This window comes from Rhodobacter sp. P2_H5, from assembly GCF_056403335.1.
In genome coordinates, this window is sequence record NZ_JBFUFS010000001.1 from 20066 (window position 1) to 30696 (window position 10631).

The 10631-nt window shown below is 65.1% G+C and carries 14 protein-coding genes; 7 read left to right on the top strand and 7 right to left on the bottom strand.

The genetic code is table 11. The annotated features are described in order from the left end of the window. The first annotated feature begins 9 nt into the window (after positions 1 to 9). The 4 genes from AC1DVR_RS00105 to dnaQ are packed head-to-tail and all read left to right on the top strand — an operon-like array spanning position 10 to position 2720. A complete protein-coding gene (locus tag AC1DVR_RS00105; protein WP_477998476.1) occupies positions 10 to 606 on the top strand; it encodes a Maf family protein in 597 nt (198 codons plus the stop codon). Continuing rightward, entirely contained in the window at positions 603 to 1442 is an 840-nt protein-coding gene (locus AC1DVR_RS00110; RefSeq protein WP_477998477.1) for a shikimate dehydrogenase, read from the top strand. The genes AC1DVR_RS00105 and AC1DVR_RS00110 overlap by 4 nt, the downstream gene beginning before the upstream one ends. Next, the gene (gene coaE / locus AC1DVR_RS00115) at positions 1439 to 2032 is read left to right on the top strand and encodes a dephospho-CoA kinase (protein ID WP_477998478.1); all 594 of its coding nucleotides are present in this window, start codon (positions 1439 to 1441) and stop codon (positions 2030 to 2032) included. Before AC1DVR_RS00110 ends, coaE begins: the two co-directional genes overlap by 4 nt. Further along, a complete protein-coding gene (gene dnaQ / locus AC1DVR_RS00120) occupies positions 2025 to 2720 on the top strand; it encodes a DNA polymerase III subunit epsilon (protein ID WP_477998479.1) in 696 nt (231 codons plus the stop codon). Before coaE ends, dnaQ begins: the two co-directional genes overlap by 8 nt. Here dnaQ and secB read toward each other — a convergent pair. Then, a complete protein-coding gene (secB, locus tag AC1DVR_RS00125; protein ID WP_477998480.1) occupies positions 2717 to 3214 on the bottom strand; it encodes a protein-export chaperone SecB in 498 nt (165 codons plus the stop codon). The two genes, dnaQ and secB, sit on opposite strands and share 4 nt — an antisense overlap. Positions 3215 to 3256: 42 nt before the next feature. Beyond that, positions 3257 to 3745: an FxsA family protein gene (locus AC1DVR_RS00130; RefSeq protein ID WP_477998481.1), complete on the bottom strand. Its 489-nt coding sequence runs from the start codon at positions 3743 to 3745 to the stop codon at positions 3257 to 3259. 119 nt (positions 3746 to 3864) lie between these two features. On the opposite strand from AC1DVR_RS00130, the gene AC1DVR_RS00135 reads away from it, so the two are divergent. The 3 genes from AC1DVR_RS00135 to AC1DVR_RS00145 are packed head-to-tail and all read left to right on the top strand — an operon-like array spanning position 3865 to position 6153. After that, positions 3865 to 4512 carry a Tim44/TimA family putative adaptor protein gene (locus AC1DVR_RS00135; RefSeq protein ID WP_477998482.1) on the top strand — a complete coding sequence of 216 codons (648 nt, stop codon included), beginning with the start codon at positions 3865 to 3867 and terminating at the stop codon, positions 4510 to 4512. Between the two features lie 9 nt (positions 4513 to 4521). Then, a complete protein-coding gene (gene mltA, locus AC1DVR_RS00140) occupies positions 4522 to 5547 on the top strand; it encodes a murein transglycosylase A (protein WP_477998483.1) in 1026 nt (341 codons plus the stop codon). A gap of 3 nt (positions 5548 to 5550) precedes the next feature. Then, entirely contained in the window at positions 5551 to 6153 is a 603-nt protein-coding gene (locus AC1DVR_RS00145) for a Smr/MutS family protein (RefSeq protein ID WP_477998484.1), read from the top strand. A 3-nt stretch (positions 6154 to 6156) separates the two neighbouring features. Here the strand turns inward: AC1DVR_RS00145 and AC1DVR_RS00150 are convergent, their stop codons facing one another. The 5 genes from AC1DVR_RS00150 to trxA all read right to left on the bottom strand — a co-directional run bounded on the left by AC1DVR_RS00150 (position 6157) and on the right by trxA (position 10607). Next, entirely contained in the window at positions 6157 to 7266 is a 1110-nt protein-coding gene (locus AC1DVR_RS00150; protein ID WP_477998485.1) for an alpha/beta hydrolase, read from the bottom strand. Positions 7267 to 7294: 28 nt separating this feature from the next. Continuing rightward, positions 7295 to 8590, bottom strand: coding sequence for an ATP-dependent protease ATPase subunit HslU (hslU, locus tag AC1DVR_RS00155; RefSeq protein WP_477998486.1), 1296 nt, complete (start codon positions 8588 to 8590; stop codon positions 7295 to 7297). After that, complete coding sequence (locus AC1DVR_RS00160) at positions 8587 to 9639, bottom strand: hypothetical protein (protein ID WP_477998487.1); 1053 nt, start codon at positions 9637 to 9639, stop codon at positions 8587 to 8589. Before AC1DVR_RS00160 ends, hslU begins: the two co-directional genes overlap by 4 nt. Then, a complete protein-coding gene (gene hslV / locus AC1DVR_RS00165) occupies positions 9636 to 10193 on the bottom strand; it encodes an ATP-dependent protease subunit HslV (protein WP_477998488.1) in 558 nt (185 codons plus the stop codon). Before hslV ends, AC1DVR_RS00160 begins: the two co-directional genes overlap by 4 nt. A gap of 87 nt (positions 10194 to 10280) precedes the next feature. Next, positions 10281 to 10607, bottom strand: coding sequence for a thioredoxin (gene trxA / locus AC1DVR_RS00170; RefSeq protein WP_477998489.1), 327 nt, complete (start codon positions 10605 to 10607; stop codon positions 10281 to 10283). Positions 10608 to 10631: the final 24 nt, after the last annotated feature.

Consider the following 10631-nt stretch of genomic DNA (forward strand, 5'->3'; position numbering starts at 1 on the left):
GGAAACCGCATGACCCCGCTCCTCCTCGCCTCGCAATCCGCGATCCGCCTGAACCTCTTGCGCAACGCAAGAGTCGAGGTCACCGCCCATCCCGCCCGCATCGACGAGGAGGCCCTGCGCGCCGCCCTTGCCGCCGAGGACGCTACCCCGCGCGACATCGCCGACGCCCTGGCCGAGGCAAAGGCACTGAAACTGGCGCAGCGCCACCCTTCGGCGCTGGTCCTCGGCTGCGACCAGATCCTCGCGCTTGGTCCACGCATCTTCGCCAAGCCCGAAAGCCGCGACGAGGCGCGCCAGCAACTGCTCGACCTTGCGGGCCAGACCCATCAACTCCTTTCCGCCCTCGTCCTTTATGACAAGGGCAAACCGATCTGGCGCCATGTCGGCGTGGCGCGTCTGACGATGAAAGAGGCCAATCCGGCCTATATAGAGACATATCTCGACCGGAACTGGCCCGAAGTCGGCCATTCCGTCGGCGCCTATCAGATCGAGTCCGAAGGGATCAGGCTTTTCTCGGCCGTCGAAGGCGATTACTTTACCATTCTGGGCCTGCCCCTGTTACCCCTGCTCAATTACCTGTCCTTGCGAGGTTTCATCCCGTCGTGACCGACCTGCCCCGCATCCCCCTGGCCGGTGTGATCGGCCATCCGATCGCGCACAGCCGCTCTCCCGCCCTGCATGGCCATTGGCTGAAACGCTATGGCATCAAAGGCCACTACATCCCGATGGACGTGGCCCCCGCCGATCTGGCCGAGGCGCTGAAGATGCTGCCGAAACTCGGCTTTGTCGGCATCAATGTGACGATCCCGCACAAGGAAACCATCCTGAAGCTGGCCGATGTCGTCACTGACCGTGCCGCGCTGATCGGGGCCGCCAACACGCTGATTTTCCGCAAGGATGGCAAGATCCACGCCGACAACACCGACGGCGCGGGCTTCATGGCCAATCTGCGCCAGTTGGCGCCTCATTGGGAACCCTATGACAGCCCGGTGGCGCTGTTCGGGGCCGGCGGGGCCGCTCGTGCCGTCATCGCCGCCTTGATCGAGGTCGGTGTTCCGGAAATCCGCATCGCCAACCGTACCCGCCTGCGTGCCGAGACCCTGCGCCATGATTTCGGCGCCAAGGTCGTGGTCCATGACTGGGTCCATGCCGGTGCCATGCTGGAAGGTGCGGGGCTGGTGATCAACTCCACCTCGCTCGGCATGGCGGGCAAGCCCGACCTGCGCCTGCCGCTGGAGGCGCTGGAGCGTGGCGCGGTTGCGACCGACCTCGTCTACACCCCGCTTATGACCCCCTTCCTCATCGAGGCGCAAAGCCGCGGCGCGCATATCGTCGATGGCCTGGGCATGTTGCTGCACCAGGCCGCCCCCGGGTTCGAGCGGTGGTTCAACCACCGCCCCGAGGTGGACGAGGCGACCCGCGCCGCTGTTCTTTCGGCATGAAACGCCCGTTCAAGCTCGCGCTGACCGGGTCCATCGGCATGGGCAAGTCCACCACATCGGCGCTTTTTGCGGCGGAAGGTGTGCCGGTCTGGGACGCCGACGCCGCCGTGCACCGGCTTTATGCCTTCGGAGGCGCCGCCGTGGGCCCGGTGTCGCAGCTTTGCCCCGCCGCCTTGCAGGATGGCGCGCTTGACCGTGGCGCCCTCAAGGCCTGGATCGCCCGCGACCCGCAGGCCCTGCCTGCGATCGAAGCCGTCGTTCATCCGCTCGTCGCCGCCGACCGGGACCGGTTTGCCGCAGAAATCGTCTCTGACATCGCGGTTTTCGACATTCCCCTGCTGTTTGAGAAGGGTTCGGAGGCGGAATTTGATGCGACCCTTCTCGTCACCGCCCCCGCCAGCCTGCAGCGCAGCCGCGTGATGGAACGCCCCGGCATGACCGAAGACCAGTTCCGCCTGATCCTGTCGCGCCAGATGCCAGACCGTCAAAAGCGCGCCCGCGCCACCCATATTGTCGAAACCCTCGACGTCGCCTCGGTCCGGGCCTATGTGCAGGCCCTGTTGACCCATATCCGGTGCCAGAATGCGTGAAATCGTCCTTGATACCGAAACCACCGGCTTTGAACCCTCCGAAGGGCACCGGATCGTCGAGATCGGCGCGGTGGAGCTGTTCAACCACATGCCGACCGGCAAGACCTATCACCAATATATAAACCCCGAACGCATGATGCCGAAAGAGGCGTTCGAGGTGCATGGTCTGGGCGACGACTTCCTGCGCGACAAGCCGGTGTTCAAGGCCATCGCCCGCGAGTTCATCGAGTTTGTCGGCGAGTCCACGATGGTGATCCATAACGCCAGCTTTGACATGAAATTCCTCAATGCCGAGCTGAAAACCCTCGGCCATCCCGGCCTGCCGATGACCCAGGCGCTGGATACGCTGGCGATTGCGCGCAAGAAGTTCCCCGGTTCGCCCGCCACGCTGGACGCGCTGTGCCGGCGCTTTGGCATCGACAATTCCTCGCGCGAAAAGCACGGCGCCTTGCTCGACTCCGAGCTTCTGGCAGAGGTCTATCTGGAGCTGATCGGCGGCCGACAGCCCGATTTCATGCTGGCCACCGCTGCGGCGCACACCGCGGCACGGCAGCGCGACACGCAGGCCGGGCGGGCGCGGCCAAGGCCGACACCCCTGCCCTCGCGCCTGACCGAGGAAGAAAGCGCCGCCCATCAGGCCTTTGTGGCCAAGATGGGCGATGCGGCGGTCTGGTTGAAACGCTCTTAGGCCGAGGCGGTCGGCGCCGAGGCGGCCAATTGGGCGCGGCGGGCCATTTCCTGCCGGTACAGGGCCAGAAAATCCACGTTGTCGATGTTCAGGGGCGGGAAGCCACCGTCATGCGTCACATCCGAGATGATGCGGCGGATGAAGGGGAACAGCAGGCGCGGGCATTCGATCAGCAGGAAGGGATGCAGCTGTTCGGTCGGAACACCTTCGACCTGAAAAACGCCGGCATAATCCAGCTCCAGCAGGAACAGCGTCTCGTTGTTGGCCTTGTTGATCGACGAGACCTTGAACTTCGCGATCACGTCATAGGTGTTCGGCTGCGGGCGCTGCCGCGCGTCCAGGTTCACGCCAACCGTGATCTCCGGCTGCATTTCGGTGCCGCTCAGGCCCTTTTGCGCCACCATGTTCTCGAACGACAGGTCACGGATGAACTGCGCCAGAACCTGCATCTTGACTTGCGGCGCACCGGCGCCGGTTTCGTTTTCGTCGGCCATGAAATTTCCCTCCGCGATAGGTCAGCGCTTCCTATCAGGCGGTCAGGGTTTGGTCCATCCCGAAGGCTTGTGCGGCCGGGGCGAGGTCGGTTGAATGTCGACCAATTCAGCCTCTTGCACCTCTTCTTCGCGGGGTCGCGACCGGGGGCGCAACATGGTGGCCACGGCCTTGTCCATCGCGGCCAGACGCGCCCTTTCGCGAAAGTGATCAATGATCAGGTCGCGGACCTGAGGGATCAGCAGGACCAGCCCCAAAGCATCGGTCAAAAACCCCGGCAGGATCAGCAGCACCCCCGCCAGCACGATCAGCGCCGAATGGGCGGCGGGCGTCAGCGGGTCGCCCAGTGTCTGCAAATCTTGCAGGACCTGCCCCAGAACGCTGCGCTTTTGCCAGCGGATCAGCAAAAAGCCGCCAATCGCGGTGCCGATCACCACGGCCCAGGTCGCGAGCACGCCGATATAGCCGCCCAAACCGGCAAAAAGCCCGATTTCGACCATCGTCCATAGCAGAAAAAGCCAAACGAAGCGCATTCTGGACCCCTGATGCAAAAACTTGCAGCCCCGGAAGGTGGACTTGGACCCACCCAGCACTTACATAGGGGTCACATCCCTCCACGGCCAGTCCAATCGGCCATCGCAAAAGGTTCCGCATGAGTTCCGCACCGATCCAGCTTCTCGTCCTCGCCGGGATCGCGATCTTCCTGATCCTGAAACTGCGTTCCGTTCTGGGCACGCGCGATGGCTTCGAGCCGACAACGGCTGCACCCGGCGCCACACCTGCGCGCGATGGCGTGGTGGTCGACGGGACCTTGGACAATGACATCATCGACAACGTGGCCGACGATGCCTCGCGCTCGGCGCTGGCTGCGATGAAGGGGGTCGAGCCCGATTTTTCGGTGACCGAATTCCTCAAAGGCGCGCGTGGCGCTTACGAGATGATCCTGATGGCCTTCGACAAGGGCGAGATCGACCGCATCCGCCCCTTTGTTGGCGATGAGGTCGAGGCGAGCTTTGACGCCGCCGTGGCCGACCGCGCCAAACGGGGCCTGACCGTGACATCGACCTTCGTGGGCATCCGCGAATTGACGCTGGCCGCGGCCGAGTACAACCCCGCGACCAAGCGCGCCGAAATCTCGGTGCGGTTCATGGGCGAGTTGATCCGCGCCGTGCGCGATGCCTCGGGCACCGTGGTGGAGGGCAACGCCACCGCCATCCAGCGCCAGCGCGAGACCTGGACTTTCTCGCGCCTGATGGGCGCCGGCGATCCGAACTGGCAGCTGACGGCCACAAGCGACTAAGGCGGGGGAATGCGTGCGCTGCTGCTTGCCCTGTCCGTTGTTCTGGGGCTTGCGCCCGTGATGCCCGCCATGGCGCAGGTGCTGGAGTATGAATCCCTGCCCGACTGGGACAAGGATGACCATCTGGCCGCCCTGCAAAGCTTTCAGCGCACCTGCGATCTGCTCGATCAGCCCGACTGGCAACCGATCTGCGGCGTCGCCGCCACGATAGAGCCGAACGAGGCGGCCGCCCGCGCCTTCTTCGAACTTCTCTTCCGCCCGGTTCTGGTCGGCAACCCGCCTGCCCTGTTCACCGGCTATTACGAGCCGGTCCTCGAAGGCTCCCCCGTCCGCACCCCGCGCTTTGCCTGGCCGATCTACCGCCGCCCGCCGGAACTGCGCGATGGTCAGGCCTGGCATGACCGCGCCACGATTGAGCGCGGCATCCTGCGCGGCCGCGGGCTGGAGATTGCCTGGCTCGACGACCCGGTTGAGGTGTTTTTCTTGCATATCCAAGGCTCTGGCCGGATCCAGATGACCGACGGCTCGGTGATCCGGGTGGGTTACGCCGGGCGCAATGGCTATGCCTATCGCTCCATCGGGTCGATCCTGGTGCAGCGCGGTTATCTGAGCCAGGATCAGCTTTCGGCGGAATCGATCCGGGCCTGGGTCCGCGCCAACCCGGTGGCCGGGGCCGATCTGTTGAACCAGAACCCCTCCTATATCTTCTTTCGCAAGCTGCCCAACCTCGCCGCGGATCAGGGGCCGATTGGCGCCATGGGGCGGTCGATCACGCCGATGCGCTCGGTCGCCGTAGATCCGGCCCATGTGCCGCTGGGCACCCCGGTCTGGGTCGAGAAAGAGGGCGACACGCCGCTACACCGGCTGATGGTGGCGCAGGACACCGGCGGCGCGATCAAGGGCGCGCAAAGGGCGGATATCTTCTACGGCACGGGCCACGCGGCCGGCCTGGCCGCTGGCACGATCAAGGATGCCGGGCGGCTCATCATGCTGCTGCCGATCGACCGCGCCTTTGCCATGTTGCCGGACGGTTGACCCATGGTACGCCGCCGAACCCTGCGGCCAGAGGAAGAGCAACTCTGGCAGGAAGTCGCCCGTTCGATCCGCCCCACCTCCGAGGCGGCGCTCGCGCGCCTGCGCAAACCCGCGCCGATGATCGACCCGCAGCCGGTCAAACCCGCGCCGCCCGAGCAGGTGCCGCTGTTCACCGCCTTCCGCCTGGGCGAAAAGACGCGGCCCCTGCGCTCTGCCGCCCATATTGCCCCCACCCCGGCCGAGGCGCTGGCCCAGGCGCCCTTGCAGATGGACGCGCGCAAACACGCCAAGATGACGCGCGGCAAGCTCGACCCGGAAGCCCGGATCGACCTGCACGGCATGACCCTGGCCGAGGCGCATCCCGAACTGATCCGCTTCATCCTCAACGCGCAGACGGCGGGGCTGCGGCTGGTTCTGGTGATCACCGGCAAGGGCAAGCCCGGCCCGGATCACGGGCCGATCCCGCAGCGCATGGGCGTCTTGCGCCATCAGGTGCCGCATTGGCTGCGCATGGCGCCGCTGGGCCCGGCGATCCTGCAGGTGACCGAGGCGCATCTGAAGCACGGCGGCGGCGGGGCCTATTACGTCTACCTGCGCCGCCGCTAGGCTTTAGCGGCCGTAACGCGCCTCGCCCTCGGTCAGCGGGCGCAGGATGATGCCGGTGGCGTTCCTTGCGGTGATCACCAGCCCGGGCAACAGCCCGACATTGGTCCGCCGGTCATACTCGAAAGCACCCTGAATATCGGCGATCCGGTTCATCAGCGCGATCATCGCCGGGGAGTCGCCCACCACGAAATGCCCCGTGCCCTGCGAGAACTGGCTGACATCCATATAGGTGACCTTCAGATCCGACACCCGCGACAGATCCTCCAGCGAGCCGAGCCGGTCGGCTTGCCCGGTCAGCGCGGCAGACAGGCGCAAGACCTTGTCGCGGCCCGAACCGAAAATGACAAAGGGCTGGGGCAGGGCGCCGATCGCATGGGCCTGTTCGCGAAACACATCAATGTCGATATCCGGGGAAATCAGGATCACCCCGCCGATCAGACCCATGGTGCGCCGGTCCTGACGCAGGGCGGCGGTCCGCAGCGCCTCCATCGTCAGGCCGGCGCCCATCGAATGGCCGACCAGCAGGATCCGCTTGGCCCCGGCGGCGGCGACTTCATGGATCAGCTTTTCCAGTCCATCCCGGGCGAAGAGGGCGGAATCGCGGTCATAGGCATAGCCCAGTGCCGCCGCCGCCGAGGGCCAGGAATATTCCACAACGGTGCCGGGCAGGTTCAGATCATGCGAGAATTGCGCCACCCGGTAGATGCCCTCGGCGAAATTGTTGTTGTAGCCGTGGACAAAGATCACCGCCTCGCCGCCGGTCTTGCGCAACTCGGCGCGCAGCCGGGTGCGGAATTGCTGGTCGGAGGCATAGACCTCTTCGCCCGCCGTCACGAATTGGGTTTGCGGATCGGCCTTCTGCCCGGCTTTGGGCCAAGTGATCTGCCCCGGCTTGCGGTCCGGCGGAACCGAGATCTGGTACAGCCCAAAGCGCACAATTTCCGACCGGCCGCCGCCAAAGCTGCCATCGGGCTTCGGGCTGCGGGTGGTGCCGATGAAGATATTCTCGACCGAGCCGATCTGGGCCGCCTCGGGCATCAAGGTCACCGCGCCGCGCGGCGCGCAGGCCGTGAGGATGACAAGACCCAGGATGCACAGCGCGCGGTGGATCACACCACCCCGCTTTCCGCCGAAAGCGGCGTCACAAGACATACCGTGACAGGTCGGCGGAGCGGGACAGCGCGCCGAGATTGGCCTCGACAAAGACCTCGTTCACCACGACTTCGCTGCCGGCGCGGTCGGGCGCGTTGAAGGACAGCTCCTCGAACACCCGCTCCATCACCGTGTAAAGCCGGCGCGCGCCGATGTTTTCAACGCTGCGGTTCACCTCCGCCGCGATGGAGGCGAGCTGGGCGATGCCGTCGGGCGTGAAGGTGACTTTGACCTCTTCAGTCGCCATCAAGGCCGCATATTGCAGGGTCAGGGCGTTTTCCGTCTCCGTCAGGATGCGGACGAAATCCTCTTCGGTCAGGGGCTGAAGCTCCACCCTTATCGGCAGGCGGCCCTGCAATTCGGGCAGAAGATCCGAAGGTTTGGCGATGTGGAAGGCGCCCGAGGCGATGAACAGGATATGGTCGGTCTTTACCGGGCCGTATTTGGTCGACACCGTCGTCCCCTCGATCAGGGGCAGAAGGTCGCGCTGCACGCCTTCACGGCTGACATCGGCGCCGCGCGCATCCGAGCGGGCGCAGATCTTGTCGATCTCGTCCAGAAAGACGATGCCGCTTTGCTGCACGGCCTCCAAGGCGGCGAGTTTCACCGCCTCGTCATCCAGCAGCTTGTCGGCCTCCTGGCCCAGCAAAAGGTCATAACTGGCCGCCACAGTGACCTTTTTGGTCTTGGTCCGGTTGCCAAAGGCCTTGAAGAGGTCTTGCAGGCCTTGCATCTGCAGCTCCATCCCCTGACCGCCCATCATCATGGGCGAGGGGGCGGAATCCTCCACCTCCAGCTCGATCACGGTATCGTCCAGCTCGCCCCGGCGCAGCTTGCCGCGGAACATCTCGCGCGTCTGTTCGCGGGCGTCCTTGCCGGCCAGCGCCTCGATCACGCGCTCCTCCGCTGCCGCCTTGGCGCGAGCGCTGACATCGTCGCGCATCCGGGCCCTTGTATCGACCAGCGCCACATCGACCAGATCGCGGATGATGCTGTCGACATCGCGCCCGACATAGCCGACCTCGGTGAACTTGGTCGCCTCGACCTTCAGGAAGGGCGCCTTGGCCAGCCGCGCCAGACGGCGGGCGATTTCGGTTTTGCCAACGCCGGTCGGCCCGATCATCAGGATGTTCTTGGGATACACCTCATCGCGCAGATCATCGCCGAGCTGCTTTCTGCGCCAGCGGTTGCGCAGGGCCACGGCCACAGCACGCTTGGCATCGCGCTGGCCAATGATGAAACGGTCAAGCTCCGAGACGATCTCGCGCGGGGTCAGGTCAGTCATTGGGCAATTCCATAAGGCGGAAGGTTGGTTTTGCCGGGAAAGTCCGGCAAGGCAGTCATCAGGCGGGCGCGCAGACGTTCCCACAACGCGCCAAGCGCCACGAGCACCGCGCCCAGGATCAGGATCGCCAGGGCCGCACTGCCCGAGAAAAGGGTGGAGGCCAGCACCACCGAATAGCCCGCGCCCGAGACGAGGAACGAGCGCCGGTCGATCACGATGGCCACGACGGCGATCACGAACAGGAAGCCCAGCAGCAAGACCTGGGGCAGGGCGCCCGGCTGGCCCAGCAGGTTCAGCGCGACGGTGTTGACGATGGCCGGCGCCGCCGTGACATGCAGCCAGAAGGCCGTGGCCGAACGGGTGGAAACGCGCATCGGGTCCGACATGTCCAGCCGCATGGCCACCGCAAAGGTCGCAAGGCCAAAGCAGAAGGTCAGCAGCGACAGGGCCGGGCTTTCACGCACCAGAAGCATGCCGGTGGCCGTGGGTGGCAGGAAGCCCGTCGCCAACGCCAGCGCCCAAAGCGTGAAGAACGCCGCCCCCGCGATGATCGCCGCCGAGAAGGGCACGCGGAACACCGCGTAATGCAGGCTCATCACCGCCAGAACGACCAGTCCTGCCACGACCAGCGCAAAATCCCCGATCCCGGCCAGCGCCATGCCCAACACCGTGGCCGTCAGCGCCGCCATGATCGACAGCGCGATCGAAGGCGCGATCATCCGCCGGGTCAGGGTGAAGTACCGCCCGACAGCCGCCAGCCCGGCCAGCGTCACCAAGGCAAGAAAGGCCGTGGTGGAACCGGCAGGCGCGCTCATGTTCAAACCAAACAGCACCGTCACCCCGACCCAGCCCATGAACAGGATGGTGAGGCCTACGACGACAAAGATCTCGTTGAAGCCCTTGAACAGGACAAAGGGTTCTTCCGCCGCCGATACCCCGGCCACGGCGCTTTGCCGGGCGGAGGAAAGCGCGATCAGCTGCGCCGACTGCGCCTCGGTCACGATGCCACGGCTGACGGCGGCGCGCAGATCCTCGGTCGAGATCATCATTTCCGGATCGTCTCCACCGTCAGGTTGCCATTGGTATAGACGCAGATATCGGCGGCAATCGCCATGGCCTTGCGGGCAATCGCCTCTGCCGGCAGATCGCTGTCCATCAGCGCCCGCGCGGCGGCCAAAGCATAGTTCCCGCCCGAGCCGATGGCGGTCACGTCATGTTCGGGTTCCAGCACGTCGCCCGCGCCGGTCAGCACGAAAAGCCCCTCGCCATCGGTCACGATCAGCATGGCTTCCAGATTGCGCAGGTATTTGTCCATGCGCCAGTCCTTCGCCAGCTCCACACAGGCGCGGGCAAGCTGGCCGGGCGAAGCCTCCAGTTTTTTTTCCAGCCGTTCCAGAAGGGTAAAGGCATCAGCGGTCGATCCGGCAAAGCCAGCCACCACATCCTTGCCGCCGGGTGAGAGCCTGCGCACCTTGCGCGCGGTGCCCTTGATCACGGTCTGGCCGAGGCTGACCTGGCCGTCGCCTGCCACCACAACCTCGCCCCCTTTGCGCACCGCGAGAATGGTGGTGCCGTGCCAGCCGGGAAATTTGTCTTCAGACATGAAAGCCTCCGTTTGGCGCAATATGGGGGCAAAGCGGCCAAACGAAAAGGGCGCCCGAAGGCGCCCCTGACGTGTCGTCCGGGTGGATCAGATGTTTGCGCTGATCCAGTTGGCCAGTGCGGCCTTCGGCGCGGCACCCACCTTGTTCGAGGCGACCTGGCCGTCCTTGAACAGGAACAGGGCCGGGATCCCGCGCACGCCCAAAGCAGCCGGGCTGTCGGGGTTTTCGTCGACGTTCACTTTGACGACTTTGATCTTGTCGCCAAATTCAACGGCCAGCTCTTCCAGAGCCGGGCCGATCTGACGGCAGGGGCCGCACCACTCCGCCCAGAAGTCCACGACCACCGGAACGGCGGATTGACGGACTTCCTTGTCGAAGGTGGCATCGGTCACGGCAACGGTGGCAGCGCCCATGATAATTCTCCTGAGGATTTCGGA

Excerpts from the sequence above, each read along its gene's own strand:
- AC1DVR_RS00105 (WP_477998476.1), top strand. The coding sequence starts at position 10 with ATGACCCCGCTCCTCCTCGCCTCGCAATCCGCGATCCGCCTGAACCTC.
- coaE (WP_477998478.1), top strand. The coding sequence starts at position 1,439 with ATGAAACGCCCGTTCAAGCTCGCGCTGACCGGGTCCATCGGCATGGGC.
- dnaQ (WP_477998479.1), top strand. The coding sequence starts at position 2,025 with ATGCGTGAAATCGTCCTTGATACCGAAACCACCGGCTTTGAACCCTCC.
- secB (WP_477998480.1), bottom strand. The coding sequence starts at position 3,214 with ATGGCCGACGAAAACGAAACCGGCGCCGGTGCGCCGCAAGTCAAGATG.
- AC1DVR_RS00130 (WP_477998481.1), bottom strand. The coding sequence starts at position 3,745 with ATGCGCTTCGTTTGGCTTTTTCTGCTATGGACGATGGTCGAAATCGGG.
- AC1DVR_RS00135 (WP_477998482.1), top strand. The coding sequence starts at position 3,865 with ATGAGTTCCGCACCGATCCAGCTTCTCGTCCTCGCCGGGATCGCGATC.
- mltA (WP_477998483.1), top strand. The coding sequence starts at position 4,522 with ATGCGTGCGCTGCTGCTTGCCCTGTCCGTTGTTCTGGGGCTTGCGCCC.
- AC1DVR_RS00145 (WP_477998484.1), top strand. The coding sequence starts at position 5,551 with ATGGTACGCCGCCGAACCCTGCGGCCAGAGGAAGAGCAACTCTGGCAG.
- hslU (WP_477998486.1), bottom strand. The coding sequence starts at position 8,590 with ATGACTGACCTGACCCCGCGCGAGATCGTCTCGGAGCTTGACCGTTTC.
- AC1DVR_RS00160 (WP_477998487.1), bottom strand. The coding sequence starts at position 9,639 with ATGATGATCTCGACCGAGGATCTGCGCGCCGCCGTCAGCCGTGGCATC.
- hslV (WP_477998488.1), bottom strand. The coding sequence starts at position 10,193 with ATGTCTGAAGACAAATTTCCCGGCTGGCACGGCACCACCATTCTCGCG.
- trxA (WP_477998489.1), bottom strand. The coding sequence starts at position 10,607 with ATGGGCGCTGCCACCGTTGCCGTGACCGATGCCACCTTCGACAAGGAA.